The 22,596-nt window shown below is 52.3% G+C and carries 28 protein-coding genes; 15 read left to right on the top strand and 13 right to left on the bottom strand.

Features of this window, described 5'->3' with window-relative positions:
• Nucleotides 1-183: 183 nt before the first annotated feature.
• The 3 genes from ACP153_RS22835 to ACP153_RS22825 all read left to right on the top strand — a co-directional run bounded on the left by ACP153_RS22835 (nt 184) and on the right by ACP153_RS22825 (nt 2,618).
• Nucleotides 184-1,944 (top strand): RNase H family protein, encoded by a 1,761-nt coding sequence (locus ACP153_RS22835; protein WP_424973322.1) that lies wholly within the window; start codon nt 184-186, stop codon nt 1,942-1,944.
• Nucleotides 1,945-2,071: 127 nt separating this feature from the next.
• On the top strand, nt 2,072-2,332 hold the full coding sequence (locus tag ACP153_RS22830) for a type II toxin-antitoxin system ParD family antitoxin (protein ID WP_424973321.1): 261 nt from the start codon (nt 2,072-2,074) through the stop codon (nt 2,330-2,332).
• Complete coding sequence (locus tag ACP153_RS22825; protein ID WP_424973320.1) at nt 2,325-2,618, top strand: type II toxin-antitoxin system RelE/ParE family toxin; 294 nt, start codon at nt 2,325-2,327, stop codon at nt 2,616-2,618. Before ACP153_RS22830 ends, ACP153_RS22825 begins: the two co-directional genes overlap by 8 nt.
• Before the next feature lie 20 nt (nt 2,619-2,638).
• Here ACP153_RS22825 and ACP153_RS22820 read toward each other — a convergent pair whose 3' ends face one another.
• From ACP153_RS22820 to ACP153_RS22810, 3 genes are all read right to left on the bottom strand, one after another.
• Entirely contained in the window at nt 2,639-2,938 is a 300-nt protein-coding gene (locus ACP153_RS22820) for a hypothetical protein (protein ID WP_424973319.1), read from the bottom strand.
• Entirely contained in the window at nt 2,935-3,660 is a 726-nt protein-coding gene (locus ACP153_RS22815) for an AAA family ATPase (RefSeq protein ID WP_424973323.1), read from the bottom strand. Before ACP153_RS22815 ends, ACP153_RS22820 begins: the two co-directional genes overlap by 4 nt.
• A 121-nt stretch (nt 3,661-3,781) precedes the next feature.
• The gene (locus ACP153_RS22810) at nt 3,782-4,864 is read right to left on the bottom strand and encodes a replication initiator protein A (RefSeq protein ID WP_424973318.1); all 1,083 of its coding nucleotides are present in this window, start codon (nt 4,862-4,864) and stop codon (nt 3,782-3,784) included.
• A 574-nt stretch (nt 4,865-5,438) separates the two neighbouring features.
• Between ACP153_RS22810 and ACP153_RS22805 the strand changes: the two genes are divergently transcribed.
• The 5 genes from ACP153_RS22805 to ACP153_RS22785 all read left to right on the top strand — a co-directional run bounded on the left by ACP153_RS22805 (nt 5,439) and on the right by ACP153_RS22785 (nt 8,108).
• On the top strand, nt 5,439-5,669 hold the full coding sequence (locus tag ACP153_RS22805; RefSeq protein WP_424973317.1) for a hypothetical protein: 231 nt from the start codon (nt 5,439-5,441) through the stop codon (nt 5,667-5,669).
• A gap of 638 nt (nt 5,670-6,307) precedes the next feature.
• A complete protein-coding gene (locus tag ACP153_RS22800; RefSeq protein WP_424973316.1) occupies nt 6,308-6,529 on the top strand; it encodes a hypothetical protein in 222 nt (73 codons plus the stop codon).
• On the top strand, nt 6,526-7,227 hold the full coding sequence (locus ACP153_RS22795; protein WP_424973315.1) for a Fic/DOC family protein: 702 nt from the start codon (nt 6,526-6,528) through the stop codon (nt 7,225-7,227). The genes ACP153_RS22800 and ACP153_RS22795 overlap by 4 nt, the downstream gene beginning before the upstream one ends.
• 49 nt (nt 7,228-7,276) lie before the next feature.
• Nucleotides 7,277-7,603, top strand: a complete 327-nt coding sequence (locus ACP153_RS22790; RefSeq protein WP_424973314.1) for a hypothetical protein — start codon at nt 7,277-7,279, stop codon at nt 7,601-7,603.
• 52 nt (nt 7,604-7,655) lie between these two features.
• Nucleotides 7,656-8,108, top strand: a complete 453-nt coding sequence (locus ACP153_RS22785; RefSeq protein ID WP_424973313.1) for a hypothetical protein — start codon at nt 7,656-7,658, stop codon at nt 8,106-8,108.
• 3 nt (nt 8,109-8,111) lie between these two features.
• Here ACP153_RS22785 and ACP153_RS22780 read toward each other — a convergent pair whose 3' ends face one another.
• Genes ACP153_RS22780 through ACP153_RS22770 form a run of 3 tightly spaced genes read right to left on the bottom strand, consistent with a single transcriptional unit; the run spans nt 8,112 to nt 10,557 of the window.
• Entirely contained in the window at nt 8,112-8,483 is a 372-nt protein-coding gene (locus ACP153_RS22780) for a hypothetical protein (protein WP_424973312.1), read from the bottom strand.
• Nucleotides 8,483-9,037, bottom strand: a complete 555-nt coding sequence (locus tag ACP153_RS22775) for a hypothetical protein (RefSeq protein ID WP_424973311.1) — start codon at nt 9,035-9,037, stop codon at nt 8,483-8,485. Before ACP153_RS22775 ends, ACP153_RS22780 begins: the two co-directional genes overlap by 1 nt.
• A gap of 5 nt (nt 9,038-9,042) precedes the next feature.
• Nucleotides 9,043-10,557 carry a type IV secretory system conjugative DNA transfer family protein gene (locus ACP153_RS22770; protein WP_424973310.1) on the bottom strand — a complete coding sequence of 505 codons (1,515 nt, stop codon included), beginning with the start codon at nt 10,555-10,557 and terminating at the stop codon, nt 9,043-9,045.
• A 526-nt stretch (nt 10,558-11,083) separates the two neighbouring features.
• Here ACP153_RS22770 and ACP153_RS22765 point away from each other — a divergent pair.
• The 5 genes from ACP153_RS22765 to ACP153_RS22745 all read left to right on the top strand — a co-directional run bounded on the left by ACP153_RS22765 (nt 11,084) and on the right by ACP153_RS22745 (nt 15,139).
• Nucleotides 11,084-12,514 carry a MobA/MobL family protein gene (locus ACP153_RS22765; RefSeq protein ID WP_424973309.1) on the top strand — a complete coding sequence of 477 codons (1,431 nt, stop codon included), beginning with the start codon at nt 11,084-11,086 and terminating at the stop codon, nt 12,512-12,514.
• A gap of 83 nt (nt 12,515-12,597) precedes the next feature.
• Nucleotides 12,598-13,212: a hypothetical protein gene (locus ACP153_RS22760; RefSeq protein ID WP_424973308.1), complete on the top strand. Its 615-nt coding sequence runs from the start codon at nt 12,598-12,600 to the stop codon at nt 13,210-13,212.
• 435 nt (nt 13,213-13,647) lie between these two features.
• Nucleotides 13,648-13,857: a hypothetical protein gene (locus ACP153_RS22755; RefSeq protein ID WP_424973307.1), complete on the top strand. Its 210-nt coding sequence runs from the start codon at nt 13,648-13,650 to the stop codon at nt 13,855-13,857.
• A 56-nt stretch (nt 13,858-13,913) separates the two neighbouring features.
• Nucleotides 13,914-14,867: an ArdC family protein gene (locus ACP153_RS22750; RefSeq protein ID WP_424973306.1), complete on the top strand. Its 954-nt coding sequence runs from the start codon at nt 13,914-13,916 to the stop codon at nt 14,865-14,867.
• On the top strand, nt 14,864-15,139 hold the full coding sequence (locus tag ACP153_RS22745) for a hypothetical protein (protein ID WP_424973305.1): 276 nt from the start codon (nt 14,864-14,866) through the stop codon (nt 15,137-15,139). Before ACP153_RS22750 ends, ACP153_RS22745 begins: the two co-directional genes overlap by 4 nt.
• A 57-nt stretch (nt 15,140-15,196) precedes the next feature.
• On the opposite strand, the gene ACP153_RS22740 is transcribed toward ACP153_RS22745, so the two are convergent.
• The gene (locus tag ACP153_RS22740; RefSeq protein WP_424973304.1) at nt 15,197-15,511 is read right to left on the bottom strand and encodes an H-NS family nucleoid-associated regulatory protein; all 315 of its coding nucleotides are present in this window, start codon (nt 15,509-15,511) and stop codon (nt 15,197-15,199) included.
• Nucleotides 15,512-15,884: 373 nt separating this feature from the next.
• Here ACP153_RS22740 and ACP153_RS22735 point away from each other — a divergent pair, with 373 nt between their 5' ends.
• Nucleotides 15,885-16,214, top strand: a complete 330-nt coding sequence (locus tag ACP153_RS22735; RefSeq protein WP_424973303.1) for a hypothetical protein — start codon at nt 15,885-15,887, stop codon at nt 16,212-16,214.
• A gap of 251 nt (nt 16,215-16,465) precedes the next feature.
• On the opposite strand, the gene ACP153_RS22730 is transcribed toward ACP153_RS22735, so the two are convergent.
• The 6 genes from ACP153_RS22730 to ACP153_RS22705 all read right to left on the bottom strand — a co-directional run bounded on the left by ACP153_RS22730 (nt 16,466) and on the right by ACP153_RS22705 (nt 21,097).
• Nucleotides 16,466-17,473, bottom strand: coding sequence for a hypothetical protein (locus ACP153_RS22730; protein WP_424973302.1), 1,008 nt, complete (start codon nt 17,471-17,473; stop codon nt 16,466-16,468).
• On the bottom strand, nt 17,470-18,039 hold the full coding sequence (locus tag ACP153_RS22725; protein WP_424973301.1) for a hypothetical protein: 570 nt from the start codon (nt 18,037-18,039) through the stop codon (nt 17,470-17,472). Before ACP153_RS22725 ends, ACP153_RS22730 begins: the two co-directional genes overlap by 4 nt.
• 620 nt (nt 18,040-18,659) lie before the next feature.
• Nucleotides 18,660-19,019 carry a hypothetical protein gene (locus ACP153_RS22720; protein ID WP_424973300.1) on the bottom strand — a complete coding sequence of 120 codons (360 nt, stop codon included), beginning with the start codon at nt 19,017-19,019 and terminating at the stop codon, nt 18,660-18,662.
• Nucleotides 19,020-19,465: 446 nt separating this feature from the next.
• Nucleotides 19,466-20,044, bottom strand: a complete 579-nt coding sequence (locus ACP153_RS22715) for a hypothetical protein (RefSeq protein WP_424973299.1) — start codon at nt 20,042-20,044, stop codon at nt 19,466-19,468.
• Between the two features lie 226 nt (nt 20,045-20,270).
• Nucleotides 20,271-20,486, bottom strand: coding sequence for a WGR domain-containing protein (locus ACP153_RS22710; RefSeq protein WP_424973298.1), 216 nt, complete (start codon nt 20,484-20,486; stop codon nt 20,271-20,273).
• Nucleotides 20,487-20,491: 5 nt separating this feature from the next.
• The gene (locus ACP153_RS22705) at nt 20,492-21,097 is read right to left on the bottom strand and encodes a tyrosine-type recombinase/integrase (RefSeq protein WP_424973297.1); all 606 of its coding nucleotides are present in this window, start codon (nt 21,095-21,097) and stop codon (nt 20,492-20,494) included.
• A 317-nt stretch (nt 21,098-21,414) separates the two neighbouring features.
• Here ACP153_RS22705 and ACP153_RS22700 point away from each other — a divergent pair, with 317 nt between their 5' ends.
• The gene (locus ACP153_RS22700; RefSeq protein ID WP_424973296.1) at nt 21,415-22,284 is read left to right on the top strand and encodes a hypothetical protein; all 870 of its coding nucleotides are present in this window, start codon (nt 21,415-21,417) and stop codon (nt 22,282-22,284) included.
• Nucleotides 22,285-22,596 lie beyond the last annotated feature (312 nt).

The raw sequence follows: 22,596 nt of genomic DNA, 5'->3' as shown, positions 1-22,596 counted from the left end.
TCATCTTGAGCGCCGGACACTTGGGGGGTCGCGGCGGGCCGAAGGACATTGCGTCCCGAGCGCCCGTTCAGGTCGCCGTCGCAGGGCATCTATCGGATGCAAGGTGCGGTCCTGACGAGCAACAGGCAGCTTCAGAGGCAGGACGAGGCATACCGATGCGTCCGCCAGAGAGAACCGCATAGAATGGGAAGATTATTTGACCAATGTACTAAGCAAGACACTCTTCACAAGGCATGGCGACGTATTCGAAGCAATGGACTTAGGTCCAAGGCAGACGAAACACGACAAGCGATAGAAGACTTTGAACGCACCACAAATCGCAACATCAGCCGCATTCAATCTCGCTTACGAAGCGGTGAATTTAAGTTCGATCCGCAAAAAGGCGTTCTGAAAACCAAGAGTAGCGGAGGGAAACGCGGGATTGTCATGGCCTCTGTTCACAACCGCGTGGTTGAGCGAGCCTTACTCGATGTTCTCCAAGACAAGGTTGAAATAGCACGACAGGCTGGCAAGCAGCCAAGTAGTTTCGGTGGGGTTCCACATCGCTCTGTGCCGCATGCTCTCAAGTTCCTGTACGATGCTTTTGAAACAGGGCACACCTACTACATTCGTTCTGATATTTCTGGCTTCTTTGATGGGATTCCTCGCAAGTCTGTTCTGGATCGGATCAAACAGGACACGGATGATACCCGCCTTCTAGCGCTCTTGGAAGAAGCCACCACTGTCACTCTTGGAAATGAAGAAGTCTTGGGGGAAGATAGGCGCGTATTTCCGACGGACGAACAAGGCGTTGCGCAAGGCTCTCCCCTTTCCCCTTTGTTTGGAAACATTCTTCTTCAGCCTTTTGATGAACGATTCAATGAAAGGGGCGTTCTGTGCGCCAGGTTCATTGATGATTTTGTTCTTTTAGGAACAACTCAAACGAAGGTTCGCAAAGCATTCAACAATGCTCGCAACTATCTCGCTGAACTTGACCTAAGGTGTCACGATCCATTTGCGAGCAATGTGTCGCCGGACAAGGCCCAGCAAGGACACGTTGACGATGGCTTCGACTTCCTAGGCTATAATTGCAGACCTGGTTTGCTTCAGCCTTCCCGCAGTGCGAGACAAGGTATTCTAGAAACTGTGCGAAATCATTTTTCTGCTGGTCGTGGTGCCATCCGCGAGGTCCGAAAAACGGAGGACAGTTTCGCGGCGAGGCAAAGGTATGCTCAGACCTTGGTGTTGGTAGACCGTGTTTTGCGCGGTTGGGGAGAGTCCTTCGCATACTGCAACAGCATGGCAACCATGGATGATCTGGATCGGGCCATTGACGAAACTCTAGACGATTTTCGCTCATGGTTCGCGCGCGAGATGGAAGGTGCGGACCGCAAGGCGCGCAGACGGATGGGTGGTGTCGGTCTTTTAACTGACATTGAGGCAAAATCGTTTGATGACGTTCCCTTCCAAGTCGATGCAGGGGGTCGCTTTAGAACCTCAGCAGCCACAGTCACGATTTCGACCGACGGCGCGCTATGCAGCGGCAAGCGACAGAAGAAAAAGGAACGTCGACCTGGGGGTTGGGCGTTGGTTGTTCACGATAGTGGCGAAGAGCGTGCAGGCTATGACCTAGCTACGACCAACAATCGTATGGAACTCACAGCTGTTATCGAAGCTCTTCGCTGCACAGAAGCCGGGGCGTCAGTGATCATCCGAACGGACAGTCAATACGTCCACAATGTTCGTAACGAAGGTGCTGTGGTAAAACAAAACAGTGATCTCTGGAAGGAGTTTGAGGCGGAAGCCCAAAAACGCCGCGTGAAAATCACCTGGATAAAGGGGCATGCGGGGGATCCGCACAACGAACGAGCAGATAAGTTGGCAGGATTACAAGCCGAAGAAGCTCGTCTGATGTGTGAGGAAAACCTTGTCCCAGACCCACTTGGGACCACAAAAGCCTCATAGGCCCTTGTATGTTCAGTCGCGCCCTGCCCTGCCCTTTCAAGTTGGAGCTTTGCTTTCCAAGCATGAGCGATCCTGTTGTTGCTGAAGATAGTATGATCTGTTATGATTAATTATGAAGGAGTTTCTTATGAGCAGATTGACGATCTCAGTGCCGGATCAGATGCATGCCTGGGTAGAGGCCCAAGTTGAGACCGGTCGCTATGGCAATGTTAGTGAGTACTTTCGGGATCTTGTGCGTCATGACCAGGAGCGAAAGCAGAATGCGATATCTGAGCTGAGCGCCATGTTGGAGAGGGCTGAGGCAGGCGGCTTTGGCGACAGATCCATGCAGGATCTGGTTGCGGAGGCGAGAAAACAGGCACGTGACCAAGGTCTAGTGAGTGACTGAATACAGGCTTTCAAAGGACGCAGAACAAGACGTTATCGACATCTATCTCTACACCGTTGAGAACTTTGGCGCTCGACAGGCAGATCGCTATGTTGATGAGCTCGAAGAACGCTTCAAGGTGATCGCTTCAAGCCCCAAGCTCGGGCGACGGTACGACGAGGTAAAGGCCGGGGTTCGCCGCTTAGCCTATGAAAGCCACTCCATCTACTACACGGTCGGCAGTCACGGCATCTTCGTGCTGCGGATACTGCACCAACGCATGGATCCAGGGCGGCATCTCATCTGACAAGATCGAGCTTTGCGCCACTACCTCTTGGGTGTTGTCCCTTCATAGGAATCCATAAGGATTTCAAGCATATCGTAGTAGGCTCGTCGATCCGCTTTGCACATCGCTTTGAAGCGTTCGAGGACTGGACGCGGACCCTTCAAGTTCAGCTGCGCATCGGTGGCAGCTTCTCGGCTCGGAAACGAAGACACAGCATCGATCGCTTTAGCGGTTATGGTACCCCCCTGCCCTACCGGCGGTCTCGGAGCAAAATCATCCAGTTGATCCATGGGCTCCTCGAAGCTTGGGATGTTCAGCGCTGTCCGCTCTTGGGTGCTCATGCTACGGCCCTCCCATCACTTTCTGCAGTCAAAGCACGGAGCTTGCGGATCACTTCGTTACGGAAGCCTTCAATGTTCTCAAGCGCCTTATCGAGACCGTTCACCTTCTTTGGATCCAGGTGAGAAACTGCGCCACCGATAGAGAATATCGCTGCAAACGCATCGCGCTCATGGATCTCAACGCCAAATGTGTCGATCTGGTCATTTTCGCGGAACTGGGCTGCGATGTGGCGTGCGGTCCTTGATTTCACGGCAGCTCGGCTTTGTGTGAAAAGTACCGCGTAAGGGATCTTCCGCCGCGTGGCTTTCATATCGCGGTGGATCTCCTGGATAACATCGAGGGCCGCGAGCGCATCTTGCTGTTGTTCCTTCAGTGGGATGATCACAAGATCCGCCTGGCTGATAGCGTAGCTCATCAGGCGTGACGCGGTGCCCTCCAGATCGATGATGACAAATGGGTCTTTCGTGGATGCCGCTTCAATCTCGTCAAGGATTGTTTTCTCAGACTGGTTCGTCACCACGCTCAGCCGATCCGGTTTTCCAGGCATCCGAGCCCAGGTTGAGATCGGGTGACGCGGATCAGCATCAATGATGGTTGTTGGTTTGGTCTCAGCGAGAGCACAGGCGAGCAGAAGCGCGCTTGTGGTTTTCCCGCTGCCACCCTTCGAATTTGCGAAGGCAATGACAGGCATGATTATTCTCTTTCTTTGCTCGATGGGCATGTCTTTCACGCACGCCTCAATCAGAAAAGTACCATATTCTTGAGTAGGATACTATAGGCAAGCCAATGGTATGAAAGGGTATAGTACCGTACCTTATGGTACCCTTTGGTATCTGATGGAGTTATGGAGTGCCGCGCTTTTCATACCAGGACTTGCAGAACTTGATGAAATGCGCAGCGGGGCGCTTTGGCTCAATCTCGTTCTCTCCCAACCAAGCTCGCCAGGATGCCTCGATCTGGCGGACATCCCATCCTGGAGCGACCATGCGCGCGTCATGATAGGCATCTGGGTCTAAAATACCGGTCCAAATATGCTCTTCGATCGCTGCGTGCATGGTGCCACGATTGAGGAATGTCACCATATCGGTCTCAGGGCTGAAGGTAACGCTGTAGTCGGGCAGGTGATCATACTCGACAAGGTCCTTGATCATCTGACGGAAACGCTTCTCAGGACTCTGCGAGCCTGATTTCTTCAAAAGCACCTGGAGCGAGACTTTCCACTCATCCTGTTGACCACAGTGCTTGCGCGCAAGTTCATAGATCCGCCGCTCCAAAGGCTTGCGCAGCCGGAAGTAATCCCGATGAAGGGTGAGGACCTCTTCCTTGCGGATCGCATTGAAAACCCATTCCGACAGCGTGATTTCACACCACAGGAGCCGCCCATCCAGCCCATGCTTGCGCCGGATCGATGAAGCTTCAATCAGACCGAACGTGTCGATCTGTTCTTCATCCCCGGTTCTGATGTTTGTGGAGATGGTTGTTCCACGAATACGTTCTAGGGCCTCCTGCAAAGCCATGTAATCACGCCCAGAAGTTCCGCGATTAGTGAAGATAAGCAGATCACGGCTGTTAATACGAACACGCCTGGAGACCTTCTCACCATTATTAAGCTTATGCATCAGTTGGGAAATGCAATAGATCAGGATGTCCTTGTCGTAGATCGTCGCTAATCCTTTGACACTAGGCGTTATTTCCAACCAATGTCCATTATGTTCATAGCGACGCACGTTCGTCTCAGGCTTCTTTGAGAGCGAGTAAAACGGGTGCTCCATCTGCGCCATCACATCCTTGAGAATAGCGTCAGCAACATCACAGATGAACAGATCATGTTGCGGATGACGATCAGGCAGAAGGGCAGGGGAGACCTTCTCGTCCTTGGTGTCGGCATGGCCGAAGAGATCCATTTTCGTGGTTTCAGGTACCATGGTAAGATATTCGTGGTTTCAGGTACCGCCTGTCAAGCTTCGTGGTATTAGTTACCCACAGCTAAATTCGTGGTATTAGTTACCTACACGAGGATTCGTGGTTTCAGGTACCAAAGTTCGTGGTATTAGTTACCGAGATTCGTGGTATTAGTTACCTGGGGTTTGTTTTTCATCTTTTAAAACAGTGGCTTATGAAGGGTTTTCCACAGCTTAACACTATATTTAACACATACTTAACACACACAGAATAAAGCCTTTGCATCAGACGCACGAGGCTGGTTCGCTCTTGCTCACCTCAAGACAGCCATGACGTGCCAAGGCCATCGGGAACGCAGTCGCAGAATGATCACTGATCCATGACAGAACCCCCATCAAGGCAACCTGCTACGCAGGGGCTTCGCCGCCTTGACGGAGAACCTGTCACGGCTCTTTTAGTGATCAGCAACAGCGACCCGACGGACAGGCACTTTCCCAAATCTGACCTATTCCAAAAGGAATACATTCCTAGAGATTAGGCGAGGGAAATGCGGTAAGTTTAGGCATGACTGCACACCAAAATTTCCATGAAACGATAATGAAAAAACTTGCGGAGCATCTCCCTGAGATGACCGAAGAGAATCGCCGTTGTTTAGCTGACCTTTCAGTAAAACTTCTTGAGTATGCCGAAGACAACAACCTCACCTCTGACGAGATCGATCAGCTTACCAACCACGTGAAATCAGAGTTTCAACATCCATACAATCACGCATGGCGTGTTCAAAAGAGGCGGAACAGCCTCAAAATCGTCTCTGAAAACCTTGCATAACTGGTTTAGTCTGACTGGATGAGTAACCAGGACCGGGCCAAGTACTATACGATCTATCATCCTATGACAGGGTACAGCACCAATGCTGTATGCGTTGCAGAGGCAGCCAAGACTTTCTTTCAAGCCAACGCAGCTGAGAGACCCGTTGTTCTTTATGGCAATCATCGATCTTGCCGTAAGATCGCAGGGGCCATGATCATCGGGGATCAGTTTTTAAAGTGGTTGCCCTTTGAGACAGATCCGGCCTTCACCCAGGCGTATCTCTCGCTAAGAGCACAGCCATAAGCTCTATAGGGCAGGGGGCAGGCTCAAGGACAATCGTCCCTCAAGGGGTGCGGGCGCAGGGAGCGTATAGCGACCGAGCCACGGTTGAGGGCTATTGTGCTTGAACCGGACCCATGACCGTCCAACAGCCTATTCCAGCACCCCGAAAGACAACGTCCTTTCGGGGTCTGCCATGCGGCGAGCGGAGGGGGTGCGCGAGGGGGAGGAAAGACCCATCGCAGGGTAAGTCATGCGATCAACCGAAAGGGCGGTTCCAACATCCCCCGGCGCTTGAGCCCCCGCGAGAAGCCGGGGCGCGCCGCCAGGCGCGGCGAAATTTGCCAAGCATGCGCGGTTCATGATATTCTTACTGTATGTTGATGCATAAAAAAGAACATACGGACCAAGATCTTAGAGATAGGCGAAAGCGATTCTTGGAAGCTGTGCATCTTCAGGAGATGGAGGGAAATCCTCTGGATGCAGAAGATATCGCTATCTTCGAAATGTTTGAGCGCGAGCAGTGGACAGACGAACAATGCATTGCTTTTTTGAATGCAAAAGCGCAAGCACTCGCCACTGGCCAAAAGGCTGAATGAGCGACCCGGTTTATTGTTATCCACCGGAATATGACGTTCTTCGCAATAAGTTCGGTATCAAAGATGCAAGCATTCTTGATCGGGTCGAGCGTCGAAGTTCGGCACTCCGGATCAGCCAAGGCTGCCCCAGAGGTGACTTCGATCTCGCGCATCTCAAAGCCATCCATGGGCACATTTTCCAGGATACCTACGATTGGGCCGGCGAGACGCGCACCGTCGAGATCAGCAAGGGTGGATCTCAGTTCATTCCGCGGCAGTTCATAGAAACCGGTATGGCAGACGTTCACCGTCGCCTGGCGGCTCAGAACCATCTAAAGGACTTGAGCCCAGACCAGTTTGCACACCAGGCCGGGCAAATCATCGGAGACATCAATCACATCCATCCCTTCCGAGAGGGGAATGGCCGAACACAACTGCAGTATCTCAGCCAGTTTGGGGAGCAGGCAGGTCACCGGATTGATCTGCGCAAGCTTGAACCTGACGCGTGGATGGAAGCCTCCATTCGGTCCCATGAAGGGGACTACAACAAGATGAGTGCGTGCATCCGTGGTGCGCTTGAGAGTGATCCTAGCCTTGAGATCCAGGACGAAAGCTATGATCGTCCCCAGTTCATCCAAGAAGACTACGCCAAGGCTCTACGACAGTCCCAAGAAAGCTCTGCGCAACCCCAAAAAGCGAAGGATCAAGAAATCGAGTAGCGGAGACGTCTAAATTTGCTATACAGCACTGAATTTGCTATCATAATCTATGATAGAAGAAACCTGGTGGGACTATTTTGACGAGGATCCTTATGAAGAAATCGGTCGCCAGGTTTCTGACTGCTTCGGATCTCCCATCACAGTCGTTCTAGAGCGCATCTCTTGGGCTTATGTGGACTGGTACGGGGCCTATTACGACTTCGATACCAATGACTTCTTCCGCGAAAACCACCGAGGATACAGACCCTCCGAGGGGTGTTTGAACGCCTGGTTTCAGAAAGGGATCGTGAAGACATTCTTGGACCGCGAACGCGCAGGAGAACCCCGCCCGCCATGGTGTCCACCTGCACCTGAGCCTTATCTTGTAGACATGTAGCAGAACGTCTTTCACTCTTGCCCTGGACGCAGTCAGGTAAAGGGCAGGGCACATGAGCGACGATAGAGATAAGGGCGCGAAGAAGGATAACGCCGACCCTCAGCATAAGCCCAAAGACCTCTCCCGTGATGATGTTGCACCAACGGGGTCTGTTGCGCGCCCGAGCGCTCCGCCAGGCTTGTCACTCGGCGGGGCAAGCAGGACGATTCAAACCGGTGATCAGTCTCAACAAGCGTCGAGTTCACAGAGATTGGATCCTGAACCTGAACCACACACCCGTCCTATTGCAATCAGAAGTGGTGATCCGGAGGTTGATCGACAGTCTGAGGCCGAAGGACAGCAAGTCAGATCAATGGATGAGATCCGAGAGATGGCTGGCACAAAAGAACCGGAGCCGAGCGGCGATCGTCCCGAATTCTCACAAAGTGACTATGCGAAAGCCTTTCGTCAGGCTCATGGGCAGACAGCTCAGATGCAACGGTCCAAAGATCAGGAGATTGGTTAGTCTTTATATTTGAGCGCGCAAACGCTTCCGAATACCAATTCGGTATAGGCCAAAAAAAGATAATACAAATGAAAGCACCCCTGCTATAGAGTGAGGTAAAAAACTATCTGGCGCCGCAGATCTATAACCGACGCCATATTCATAGAGTATATCTACTAGATAAAAATCAATTGCCATACTAGACAACATACCTGCGAAACCTACTATGCATGCAATTATAAAATGAAAAATAGTTAGCAGAAATTTTGGTTTCAGCGGGAAGAGAGATTTGAAAGATCTTTTAAATATATTGCCCTTTGGCGCCTCTTCGTAGACATATAGCCTGCCAGTGCGTGGTGACTTTTGTTCTTCTTTCAAGCTTTTCAATTCGTCCATTAGAATTTAAAATCCCGACTTCCATTGTCAAAAGCTGATGCCAGCACATTGCTTACTCCGGTATCATCTACGAGATCATTAAGCCATATAACTATAGCATCTATGCTCAACACTTCTTCTTGATCCAAATATGTATCTTTTGCTCCTGATCCTAACTGGAATCGAGTACTTTTTAAATTTCCATGGTATTGAAACCCGAGGACAGATTGAGGCAGTGGGCGAAAGCCACCCCATAGCTTGCGTTCGTAAGAACTCTTCCCAATTGTAATTTTTGAAGAGTCAATTTTTATGTATATGCGGGGGAAATAGACCCGAATTACAATAAAGGGAGTAGAAATAAAGAGTATTATAAATAATAGGGCTAAGAGAAAATTGTCTCCTTGCGCTGATATGCCTATAAATCCAATAGTTAAAAGCCACAAGCCGATTATAGGTAACAATAAAATTCGAAGCATAATGTTTGGATTAAAGGTTCTAAACGAAACTTTTGCTGTGTGTCCATCATAATGGTGCAGCGTAAGCAAACTGGGTGGGGAAGTATCCACATATTGCATAAGGATTATATACTCCGAAAACCCTGAAAAAACTTCGATGTGTACGGTAAGCGATGTATCATAATTGGATCTGATCCAGGATAGATAATCAACTGATTTTCTGACTGGCGAGAAAAAAAGTATGCAATCTCTTCTGGACTTAGTAACGGGCTTTGCTGAATCGATTGTGATTTTCCGGAGAAGCCTTGGGCGGCGGCACTCACATTTTGTTCTTGCTGTGTGATTGAAAGCGTAGACGAAACTCCCAGACGTTCTGATACATACTTTAGAGAGCCAAAATCGTTTAGACCAAATGTTTGGAAAATCCCAGAGTTACCCAGGAATGTTTCCCAACCCTCACCATATATTCGTTTAAGCTGTGAGAGATCCTGGAAGAATGACCAGATCCTGACCCCGAAGCCTGCGATAAGCCCGGCAGCAGTCTCCAGGGCCTTCATATGGCCCAGGACATGCATCTCATCGAGAATCAGGAGGGCAGGTGTCTGGGGTTGCCTTTCATCGGCCTCAATCGCGTTCATGAGCCGGTTGATGAACAGCCGGAAGAAGCGGAAATGCCGATGTAACCGTCCGGCGGGTAAGCACAGATAGACGGATTGAGAACCGTGCTTCCAGGATGTGATATCGGGCGTACGGCCTTGGCCTGCCAGGACACGGGACATCGGTGGAGAGGAGATAAAGCCGATCTGGTTGCGAATGGTGGACATCACACTGCCGAATTCGCGCTCTCCCATGCTGGCAAGTGTCGAGGCGGCCTCAAAGGGGATCCCGTGGGCGAAACGTTCGTCCATGCGCATCATGACGTTGAGTGCGTTGAAAGACAATTGTGGATTATTCACATCCGGTACTTCAATCGCTGCACCCTCGGGGATCTCATCGGAGTCCAATCGTGGCAGAAAGATCAGGCGGCGGACTTCGTTGAGGGTCTTGTCTTGGACATCCGCGTGAGTTGCGACCCAAGCGATGTACCCCCGCAGCACAAGCCGCGCGCTGTCGTAAAAATGCGCGTTGTCACCTTTGCCTTCCTGAACGACTAGGGCATCGGCGATCGCATCGCACTCATCGATGAAAACATCGTTTCTTGGATCGAGCCCTGCCAGAGGGTTGAAGCCTGCTCGATAAGCATCATCAACTTTTGCCACACCAAAGGGATCGATCACATAGACGTCCTGGTGCAGCCCACCTTCAGGGATCCCGTTGCCCTTGCCCCGCCGCTCAGCGGTTAGAGAGGCATTCTCGCCCTTGGGATCGATGACCAGCACTGAGCCAGGGTAAAGGAGTAGGTTTGGCACAATTGCTGAGGTCCCTTTGCCTGACCTTGAGCCAGCAATCGTAAGTAGATGTCTATTGTCGGATACACCGATCACTTGTTGACCGGAGACACCTAAGAATACCTTTCCGGTTTCGTAACTCCAAAACGCGTGCTCTTGCACAACGCGCGGTGATAACCACAAAGCACGTGGTGCTTGGCCCTGATCCGCTCCCGTACCTGGTATCCCCCGAGGAAGGTCTGAAAAATGCATAGATCCCTCAATCGGTATCTCTAGTAAGCCTGAGCTTAACAGCGCGCGGGATGCCCGCAAGCGGGACCGGCGCGCATCGCCACCTGCGGCCCATCGAGGGCCGCAGCCGCCGTCAGGGGCAACGGATGTGCTCAAATCGCAGGCGATTGGGTGAGCTTGGCCGTTGCAAAAAGCTGTGGATAGCTGGATGTGTCACTGGCACCCTTGGCGCGAGTCGGTGAATCTGAGTAAAGAGTAGAGCGCACTTTTGGGTTTTGTTCCAAAACCCGTGCGCAGGCAGCGCGGATGTGACCCGAATATGCGGTGTCAGGCGGGCTGAGAAGAACGGATCCCTGCTGCCCATCGAGGGCAGCGTTGATCCATCACCTGGGTCTCGGCTTGCCGCATGGGGGCGCTCTCGACCCAGGCTCTTGAAGCGGCGTTCCCCCGCGCGGGACATCTCTGTCCCGCACCCTTGGAGCGTCATGGGGCGCGCATGTCTAAACGCGTCTCTCAAGGGGTATGGCAGTGATGGAGGGTAAGAGGCATGGCGATCTATTCGCTGAACCTCAAGAGCATCGGACGCACGACCCACGCGCCAGGCACCGCCGGAGCGCATCTGCTCTATATCGCCCGCGATGGGGCGCGGCCTGAGCTTGTCTCTCAGCATATGCCAACAGATCCCAATGAAGCGCGCGCCTGGATGAACCGGGCGGAGTTGAGCGATCGCAAAAACGCCCGTGTGATCGATAAGGTGCGGATAGCGCTTCCGCGGGAGCTCAGCTCTGAGCAGCGGATGCAGCTGGTCCAGGACTTCGCCCAGGATCTCACCGGCAATCGCGTGGCCTGGTTTGCGGCGATCCATGCGGAGGGGAAGGATGCGCACAACCCCCACTGCCACCTGGTGATCCGCGATCGTGATATTGAAACCGGCAAACGTGTCTTGCGCCTCTCGGACTCTCCCCGCGATCGGAGCAAGGCAGGACTGGAGTCCAAAGCCGTCGAATGGGTCCGTGCGAAGTGGGAGATCCATGCCAATGCCGCCCTAGAGCGGGCCGGGCATGAGGCGCGCATTGATCGGCGGTCCCTGGAGGCCCAGGGCATCGATCGGGAGCCCACAATCCATATCGGCCCCCAGGCCGCCCATGTGGAGGAGTTTGTCACGCGACCCCAGTCCAAGATCAAAGAGACAGGGCAAGGGCGGGTGATCGACTATCCTGGCATCGATGAGGGTCGGACACGGAAGGACCGGCATGCGGAGATTGTCGATCTCAACCTGGAGAAGGCAACACGCTCCAAAGACTTCCGGATCCGCGAGACCGCCAAGATGCAGCGCCAGCAGAAAGCGCTCGATGACGCCGTGGAAAAGCAGCTGATCCTGGAGGCCCGTGCGCGGACCCAGGAATACCGGAAACTGAAGGCGGCCTATCGATCGGAGCTGACGGAAATACGCCAGGCCCAGAAGGCCGAACGCCGGGATCTCAATGCCCTGCTGCGCAAGGACTGGGCCAGCAAGCGGGCCAGCCTCGCAGAGCGCCACAGATCCGAACGCGAGGCCCTGGCACAGGGCCAGGGGCGGCTTGGAGCCCGCGTGCTGCGCCTGATCGATGTGACAGGGCGCACGCGCCAGAAACAGGCCTCAGAGCACCAGGAGCTGAAGGATCGCCATAAGGAGGAGAGGCAAGAGCTCGTAGCGGCCCACAAGCGCCACAGGAGCGCACATACGGCTCCCATGGACGCGCGGCACCTAACTATGCAGCGAGAGCTCAAAGCGGCCCATGCGCCCGCTCTTGCGCGCCAGGCGGTGGAGAACCGGACAGCGGAGCAGAAGGCCGATCGGAAGCGCCAGGCCCGGGCGGCAGAGCGTGAGGCAGCCGAGAAGAAGCTCGATCAGAACATCGCCAAGGTCGAGAAGATGTTCAAAGCTCAGGCACGGGATAGAGATCGTGATCGTGGGCGGGGGTTCGAGATTGGGTGAAAAACTAAACAAGTGGATGGCAGAATACTTCCCTCAGAGCAATCGAGGTTTCAGGATGTATAAACCTCGGAAGGAGAAATAAATTGAGTGATCGAAAAAAATACGATGTAGATGGGTATATTCTTTCTTGCTTTCTTATATTCTTAACCATTACCTTTGGTCATTTACTACACTCATTATTCCAGGAGAGATTTTTTGATTTTGTGACATTTTTTGTGGCTATATTGCCAATAATGATAATTGCCGCGATTGTCAGTTTCCTGTCGGCAATATTTTTCAAGTCCGATAATAGTAAGTTGTATGGCTGGGTGTTTTTTGGGATCTCTATTTTATTTGTGAATGCACTTCCTTATATAATAAAAAATGATCTTCTTGGAGTGGGGGCTAGGTCAATAGAGAGAAGAGAGGAAAAAATTTCTCAGCACAATGATAATTTAAAATATACTCACATAGTTGAAAGGCCGCTTTATTGGTCAGAGTCTGCAAGCCCAAATGAAAGGTGGAGTGAGGATTCAAAAATAAGTCTAAGCCTGGTGAGAAGTTCAAAATTTTTCCTTGATGCCAGTACTTGCGTCCAAGTCTTAGATGTTCATTATAGGAGTACAGTGTGGTCTAGAGTCCTAGTTAAAGGTGTTGTAAAGCCTGTGTTCTTGCATGTTTCGGATTTGAGAGAGTTAATCTCAACAGATATATGCTAAATATGTTTTCCAAATATAATAATATTATATTGTGATCTCTTTTGGCTGGCGGTTTCTGCGCGGTGTAATGATTCATTTGTAAGGAACGTTCATTCTGTGCCATGATCAGGTGCCCGCGATGAGCTCCGCGCGCCGCAGGGTGCCTTGCCGATGTAATGCAGTGCGTCCGCGCAGGGAGATGGCCTGAGAGGTCTGCATAAGACCCTCCAGCCGCTTTGCTGAAGTGACTGGATCTCTTCAGCAACGCATAGCGGGCCTTGAGAGAGGCAACGAGACCCTGTCCGGTCTGACCTGCAAGGGTGGCCCGCACCCCTGGCCCTTGGCCACCGTGTATCCCCTTGCAGCTCCGCCCACTGGGACAGGGTCTGTTCGTGCCATCAAGGCCGCGATGGTCGCGTGTCTTGATCCAACACCAGCAAATCCGAGGAGGACGCTATGGCAGACCAACAAACCATAACCCCCAACCGCCCGAGCCACAGGCTCTTTCACGTCACCGGCGAAGGCGAGCAGTCCAATTGGACCCGCATCGGTGCCGCCTGGAGCCACAAGGATGGCAAGGGCTTCAACATCGATCTGGAGTACATGCCCCAGAAACCCGGTCGCATCGTCTTGCGCGAAGAGACCGAGCAGGGAGAGGGGCAATAGCCCCCTCCCATCCGCATCAGCACAGGAGACAAGAATGAGATTTGAAAGGACCAATCATGAAGGACGATATCTATGACCGCATAACCACCCGTATCATTGAGAGCTTGGAGGCCGGAACCCGACCCTGGATGAAGCCCTGGAACGCCGAGCATGCCGCCGGACGGATCACACGGCCTCTGCGCTATAACGGCCAGCCCTATTCCGGGATCAACATCTTCATGCTTTGGATGGAAGCTGAGGCTGCCGGATACACCGCCCCGATCTGGATGACCTTCCGCCAGGCCCGCGAGCTGGGCGGTCATGTCCGCAAAGGCGAGAAGGGCAGCCTGGTCGTTTATGCCAACAAGATCACCAAAACCGAGACCGATGAAGAGACCGGCGAGGACGCGACCCGCGCGATCCCTTTCATGAAGGGCTACACCGTCTTCAATGTCGACCAGATCGACGCCTTGCCCGCCCATTACTACGCCAAGGCACAAGATCCGGTCCTCGACCCGGTTGAGCGTATCGCGCCTGTGGAGGCCTTCCTGGCCGCAACAGGGGCCAGCATATCCCACGGCGGCAACAAAGCCTTCTACATGCCCTCACAAGACCGGATCCAGATGCCGCCCTTCGCGTTCTTCCGCGATCCGGAAAGCTACTATGCCACGCTGCTGCATGAGACCGTGCATTGGACCAAGCACCCGCAGCGGATGGACCGCGGGTTCGGTCGCAAGCGATGGGGCGATGAAGGCTATGCCATGGAAGAGCTCGTCGCCGAGATCGGCTCCGCGTTTCTCTCCGCAGATCTTGGGATCACACTGGAGCTGCGGGAAGACCATGCCAGCTATATCGCGTCCTGGCTCAAGGTGCTGAAGAACGACAAGCGTGCGATTTTCACAGCCTCGGCCCATGCGCAAAGAGCGGCGACTTATCTGCATGAGCTCCAACCGGAACAGCCAGGCCCTGCGCCTGAGGCAGAGGGCCAGCTCGATCGCGGCACGGCCATGAGCGAAGGCCCCCGCCCATGAGCTGGCAGATCGACAACCATCCGGATGGGGGCATGCAAATCACGCATCTAGGATCTCCGCGGTTCACTGCGCGATGGACGACCGGCGATTTCCCGATCGAGAGCGTGCGCGAGGGGGCGTTCTTCTGGACGGACGAGGGCAGCGGAGCGGAGGATGCCATCCATCTCTATGCCTTCACCTGGCGCACCGGCATGCCGTCCCAGGAGGCGCTTGAGGCTGCGATGCGGGAGGCGGTCCTTCAGATCGATCGCTATGTCACGAACGCAGGCTGAAAAAGGCAGGGGCGGTCCTTTTAGCTACTTACGCCGGGGGCAGCCGTCTTACTCGGGCTAAGCAATCAGAAGATCGCTTTCGTTGACGCCGCTCTCGATGGCTTCAGTAAACCAGTTCGGTTTTCGGCCACGTCCTGTCCAGGTGAGGCTGGGATTTTCGGGGTGCTGATACTTCGGCACCGAAACAGGCTTCGCTTTCGCCCCATTGGACAGTTCTGCCAGTGAAAACCCGTGTTCCCGCGCCGCTGCCTCTGCCGCAGCCAGGGCCTCTTTCTTCTTTCGGTCTGTGTAAGTCTTCTTGGCTTTGGCTACATCCTTTTCGAGCGCTGCAAGCTCTTCAAAGGTCATCTCTCTCAGGTCGATATCGTGCATGGTACTCCCTCGCATAAACTCGCCGCTACAGATCTAACGCACATACAATATCTGCGCTAGGGGGACGCAGGAAGGGCAATATAAGGTATCCTGTAAGCTTTATTATGTTATTTTTACTGGCTCGCCAGAGGTGCGATAACGTTTCATATGAACAATAAGATTTTAACATTTATCAGAAAGCAAAAGAACTTGGTGAGAAAAGAGTGACGGTCTATCTCGGTACACAGCACCGCCTGATCGTTGATGCAAGGCTACATCAGGTTTGACCAACGCGCACAAAAATTGTGTCAAACTCTTCAAAAGCACCAACGCATCTCCATATCCGGCTTCCCTGGGACATCAAATTTCCAGGTATGCTACGGGAGATTGGTCGATGAGATTAAAAAATGCAGCAGCAACTTTGCTAATAGCTATTGCTCTTGCGACACCGGGAAGCAGCTCTGCAAGCGACGTTTCTCATGCCGCTAAACGTTTTGCCGTGGGTGGTGCTCAGACACTAGCGCTCGGCGTTGTGACCGGCGGTATGGGTACGGTTGCGCGGGAATTATTTCTTCCACGTAGTCTTGGAGAAGGAAGTTACATCGAGGCACCTGTTGATGACGGATGGCGCTTTTATGATCAGCAAAACAATAGATCGGTTAGCAACGGTGGCGGTAAAATTCATAACCCGCTTGAGCCTCGTGTCTTCGAGGATTTGAAGTAACAGTATGAACAGGCAGCCGCACCGTAACTCGATGCGGCTGTCTCGCCTCCACACTTTGACCCCAACCTATATGCCAAAAACGGTCGTTTTCGCCCAGGTAAAAAACCCAAGACAAAACCTTGACTATGCTCACCTCTGCGCATGTTCAGTGGCAACCTCTGTGAGCGCATCAAGCACTGTTAAGGTCACAACGAGACGCGATCTCCTTTTTGTGAGTCATATTGCCTTGATGCACAGCTATTAAGTGTAAACTATAGATTTTCACGAACGTGCATCAGTATGCTTTCATACACTTGTCTGAAGGCATCTGGGTTGTCCTCATACATCAACACGAGGCGCATGGCATCAAACCTGGCACTCCTTCTTAGTAGCGCTACTTCCTCATTTCGGCGAGACATCCCACTGGTAAAAGCCAAAATCTCGCTTACCGGGTCGAAAGACCCAGAATTCATCTGGCTTCTTCTTTCAAGCATCAAACCTGCCATCCCCGAACCAAGCGCCGCCATCCCCCTTTGAGACATATCACGGAGAAACTGCTCATCTGTCATTACAGCCATACGAAGTTCACGGCTCAGTGACAGTTGTAAATCTTGCGGAAAAGATGGTGATCTGGCGACGAATGCCATCTGCGGCTCCTCCAAAGCTGATGTAAAGCTATGCAGATAAAGGAGAACATCTGTCCGATTCTGTTGAAGATAGACGTGGTCGCCGTTCATAATCGCGGCAATCAGATCAGGTCGCTGCAACCCTTCAAGCAGCTGCGTTGTATCTCCCGTTCTTGTACTTGGATTGAAGAGGTTACTCAATGTTTTCAAACCGCCGCCAGGCAAGAACGGCACCGTTACTATTGCGATAAGCGCCGCAAAACAAGCAACTTGCAGAAAATGCTGTGACCACCAACTGGGCTGATTGTTTTCATTGCTTGGCTTAAGCGTATCACTGAAGTGGAGTGCGCCACTAACTACCGATTTATCTCTGCCTCTCAAACCAGCCTCAACGCCCAAAGACTGCATCATACTCTCGGCGAACAGGTCGGCTTCTTTCACACTTTCAGAGCCCCAGCTTTGTTCAACGCAATTATCTAGAGCAGCCATAGATAGAACAGCTATATCAGTTTCTGATACAGCTTCTTCTGTTTGCGGTTCGCTGCTCCAGTATTCTTTCATTTTACGCAAAGCTGAACGTCCTTTTTCGTCAGCTAGAACCGTTAGAGAAGAATCTTTGTCCCTTCTAAAGAGAGCATCCAAGATGTGTTTCATGAGGTTCTTCCTTCGGTTTCAGTCCGAATCGCGATGCGTTCTGCTTCCCATTCATCAACGACTTTTCTAATTTTAGCCCTTCTTTCGAAGTAGGTGCTCTGGGATATACCTAACCGATCGGCGACCTCCTGATCGGTGCTGCACTCACCTGAGAGAAGCCATTCAGTCGCACATTTGAAGGTGTTTGCCAGTTCGGGATGATCTACGGATAGCATTTCATAAGTGCTTCTGAGATGCAGGAAATCATCGTGCCGCGAGACTACCACTTCCACATGATCCAACGCCAGTCTAGCCTCATCAGATCGTAGATTCAGCTTTTGACGTTCGTTTGCGTAGATGCTTCTAATCGTCCACTGTAAGTGGACATAGATAGGAAATTTCTTCGAGTCCCATGTTCGTTCCCCACCAAGTGTTTTAACAATTGCTTCCTGAGCAACATCTGCAGGCGAAAGGTCTGCTAGGGTAAAACCGCCTTGTCCATGTAACTTTTTTGAGAAGTAGTACACACGCTTCAGCAGGACCTTCCCATCCTCTCCGCTGAATAGCTTCTGTAGATCGTCCTCCATTGCTACTCCTCGTCCAAGTATCGCGTGCTTTCTAATAATAGATACTGCTCACAAGAGCATCTTTTCGGATGCTCAGATTTTTTTTTTACTTTTTCTTAGAAATCGAAATTTCGACGAGCTCAGCGGCTTACTCATCTGAAAGCATAACAGCCTCGGAGCTTACAACGCTGATGGTTCTGCCGCAGCTGGGCCCGGCGCAGAACTCGAAAGGGAATACTGATGGCTGAGCTAGTGACAAAGATGGAAGTTATCAAAAGCAACGTCCATGCGCTGATGACTTGCCACCGCCTTGTTTACACCGGCCTGAGTTTTTGCCACGCTTCCGGCTGTTGGATTGCGGGCAAACCAGAACTCTATGCCCCAATGGCAATTCTTTATGCAGTTTTGGCCGTCCGAGGTTGAGGCAACATGAGGTTTATACCTATGAGCTGAGAACCCACCGAAGTGTCGAAAACGGTGGTTTGTGGCCGCTAACAGGCGAGCAACCCAGAGGTCAGTTCCGGTAGGGGGCTAGAGCGTATCACAAGCTTCCGCGACGCGAGAGATGTACTTGCCGAGACTGCCTAGTAACTAGCAGAACGCTTTCTGCGCAACACTTCGGAACGTCGTGCTTGGCGAACCTAGTCGGTGATCAGGGTTACTACATCAGTCCGGCCAGTCAGCGTTATCGGATCGAAGACGCAGCGGACCCAATCATTCTCTGGATCGATACCGACTAAAGGCCTCCCTTCGGTAAGAGACTTGCAGATTTCTGACAATGCACCACGGATAGCCTTATCTCCAATTTCATCTATGGTGTCTCCAGTAACAGCCAACTCCCTGAGAGTTGATATTTCCTCGTCAGAAATACGGGCCATAATTGCAGCATTAAGAGCGGGTGACATTCCTGTATTGTGAAACGCCGTAGACAGGCTGGGAGCCTGGGAGTTACAACGAATTTGTCCATCTGATTTTCGATAGTCGCAGTTTGAAGAAGACATAGATACTCTATGAAAGTCACTTATTGCAAACACTTCACCATCGCACTCATACATGGATGCTGATATCGGTGTTTCACCATTACACTGTTGACGGTATTCGCAAACTTGGCCTGTACCGTCGGGCCCTGGTCCAGGTACAGGGTGGCACTCGCAAACTTGCTCACACTTCTGCTTAACGTCTGCATAAGAAATTTTAGCGGCAAAACCAATGAATTGGCAGCTGCTCTGGGCAAGCGCGATCTCCGATGAATAGATAAGGCCAACTATAACACAACAGCTTGACGTAAATAATTGACGCATGTTTTAGCCTGTCGGATTGATATCGGAGTGTTAGTAGCTAGAACACCTGTATACGGAATCTTGGTCAGAAAATCTACCTTCAGAAACGGTCATTTTCGCCAGTGACATAAACGTACGAGTTTTGCCTTTACAGTGAAGTTGCTCAGTTAGACACCAACGAGCTTCTTGATGATCGACAGCAAAAACTTTGGTGTGAGATCGCCGACAATCGGCCCCAAAAATTCACGGCCTTTTTGCGCTCGAAGAGTTTGGTAAAGAGCGGAAAAGCTGCTTTCTGAACGAGCGTTTCCATATCCAGGCCAGTGAAGATCGCAAGCACTGAAGACTTTGCGAAATCTTTGGGCGATGCTCTCGTCGTCCAGTGCCCCTCGTTTGAGTTCATAGCAAAAGTACCGTTTGCTCTCAGGCCCTTCCATGAATAAGAGGCATGGGAGGTTGTCGAATGTCAGGCCAAACTTGCTCAGCAGTTCTTTCGTAACCTCATGCTCCGTGGTGAGAATTTCCTCTTGATTTTCCTCGTCTCGGCGCTCTGGCAACAGTGCTGTGACCACAACATAAAGGTAGTCTCCGGTCATCAGATCGTAGTCTGTCCAGTATCGCTCGACGTGCTTGCGGTATCGTGCATCCTGCCTGCCCACCAGCAAATATGCTACAAAAGCGTTGCTTTGATCCCAAATCATCTCCGGAGAATTTGCAATGTCATGCACCGAATGAAGCTTACGCATAGCTAGTCCAACTCCTGCTGTATAAATGCAGGCAGCTTAACAGAACGGCTTTGTCTTGCATGCCAAAAGGCGAGCTTCCGTTGAACTGACAGAAACCCGTGGACATAACCTTTTTGTCTAAAACGGTCGTTTCTGTCCCCTTGCCCCGTCCCTCACAACATCAGTTACTTGACTAGGTCAAAACCCTTAGTCGGAACCTCGGCGGGTATGACACGTTTCTGACCAACTACTCGTAGCCGCGCTTCGCCTTCGCCATGTGCAGCTCGAAGCGGGCATCCTTTGCCTCGGCTTCTGTTGCAAACCAGTCGGTCCGGAGTTGACCGGAACTGCCGATGCGCCCCCAATTGCGCACTAGCCCCCAGTCTCCGAAGAGGCCGGGCACAATCTCTATGCGATAGAAACGATGGAGATTAGCGTCAGGGGTGATCCTCGTCAGATGCATGTCCCCTACCCCCACATCCTGGCTGCGATGTCTTGCTCTTCTTTGCCGACAGCATCGGCGTAGATCGCGGTTGTACTGAGCTGCGCATGTCCCATCCATTTCTGGAGCATGTTCAGCGGAACACCGTTTACGCTCGCGTTGATCCCAAACCCATGCCGCAGGCCCTTTGGGCTACGATGCGGCGCATCCGGGATCCCCGCCTCAATCATGATCCGTTTCACGATCTGCCAGATCCGCACCCGGCTGAGGGGCCAGATCGGCATGCTGGCCTGTTTGCGGGACTTCTGCGCCTCTCTGATCCCGTGGGCTGTGTTGAGAGTATCCAGATAGTCCGGCGGCACCGGTACGGCCCTATAGACGATCCTGGAGGCCCCGGAGGCATCCTTGCGCTTCTTTAGACTGCGAATGGTGATGGTCCCGCCCGACAAATCCACCCGTGCCGGTGTGATCTCCAGGAGCTCGGATGGCCGACAACCAGTATAGTGCAGGGTTTCGCACAGGGTCCGATCTCTAGCAGTCTGGCGGCGTGCTGTTGCCAGGAAGACGTCACGTTCTTCGGCATTCAAATACAGCCGGTTCCCGGCGGTGTCGTAGAGGCGCATTTCGCTCATATTTAACAGTATATGCGAAAACTGTTAAATTACGAAGTGGAAAGACAGCCCCTGCCCTATCGATCCACAGGTTGGAGGTGCGGGGTATTTAACACTATTACTAATAGTGTTAAGGATCCTCTCCCAATAGGTCAGAATTTGTGATGTTTGCGCGCCGCGCAGCTTCCAGCCAGATCAGAGATCGGAAGGCGTGTATAAATAGCGTGCAAAAGTGGCACTCTCGACATTTCATCAACGCAGTTCCAGAAACGGAGTACCAAAGCAGTGAAGAGAGTTGGAAGCTAGGCTGATTAAGTAACTCTCTCGAGGAGCATACGTTGGACGAGATGCAGGATGATGGCACAGTTCAGATATTCTCGAGCGATGTCAGGTTTCAATGCCCTGCCTGCAACGCGGATGTAGAGGCGCGGATGAGTGTGCCAGAGCCTAACTGGTCCACCGCAGAAGATATCTCAGAACTCCAATCAGACGATATCAGCCATGTTTACTGTAGAAGCTGCGAGTCCGAGTTCGAAGTCTACGTCTACTTCACACACGGCGAGTGCAGTGCAAATTTTCAAGAGTTTCCTGACGCCAGCATTGACGTCGACCCACCAATGTTCTGGCCACCTCAGGACGATTGGAGCGATCCAGGAAGCACGCCGTATCCCTACTCGGTCTACAAAGAGAGCTATTGTCAGTTATGCGAATTGCTCGCGAGCCTCGGAGAGGACCACGGCCAAAGCCTCATTAACAGGATGATCTTCGCGCAACATGTATCTGCCATGGAGGCATACCTTTGCGACACACTAGTGAACTCAGTGACGGAAAGCGAAGATGCGCGCTCCAAGCTCATTTCAGCAGACAAGACGCTAAGAGAGGCGAAACTTCCACTGGTCGATGTCGCGAAAGGTGAAGAGGCAGTGAAAAGATTCGTCACCGGATATCTGAAGAAGCTTCTCTACCACGACCTCAAGAAGATCGATTCACTCTACAGAAGCGCACTTGGCGTCCCAATTCTAACGAGCAACGACGACAACAAAGCACTGCTGCACGCTGTTGTACTGCGTCACGACTGTGTGCATCGAAATGGTTCTAGCCCGGAAGGAGACCCTCCGACCGCCTTCACAAAGGATTACGTCGGCGAGATAGCTGCGGTCATCAAGGGCCTGATCGAAAGGATAGAGGACCGCGTGCTTAAGTTTTGATTTTCCCCGCCTCATCTGCGATCTGCACCGGACTAGCGCACCACTGTCCCCGCCCCGTTTCCAACAGCTTAGTCGCAGGTTCTCAAATCATGACTTTCGAACCACAGCTCAACATTTGAGCCTCTATGATGGTGGCCGCGCCCCATCCTTGAAAGCCGAGACCACCACCACTATACTAAATATAGCTACGTTGCCTTCCTTGCCGGGCTCATCTTGAGCGCCGGACACTTGGGGGGTCGCGGCGGGCCGAAGGACATTGCGTCCCGAGCGCCCGTTCAGGTCGCCGTCGCAGGGCATCTATCGGATGCAAGG

It is taken from the genome of Dinoroseobacter sp. S76 (assembly GCF_049801095.1).
Classification (GTDB): domain Bacteria; phylum Pseudomonadota; class Alphaproteobacteria; order Rhodobacterales; family Rhodobacteraceae; genus Dinoroseobacter.
Note: the sequence above shows the minus strand (reverse complement) of the source record. Positions and strands in the feature narration are given on the sequence as shown.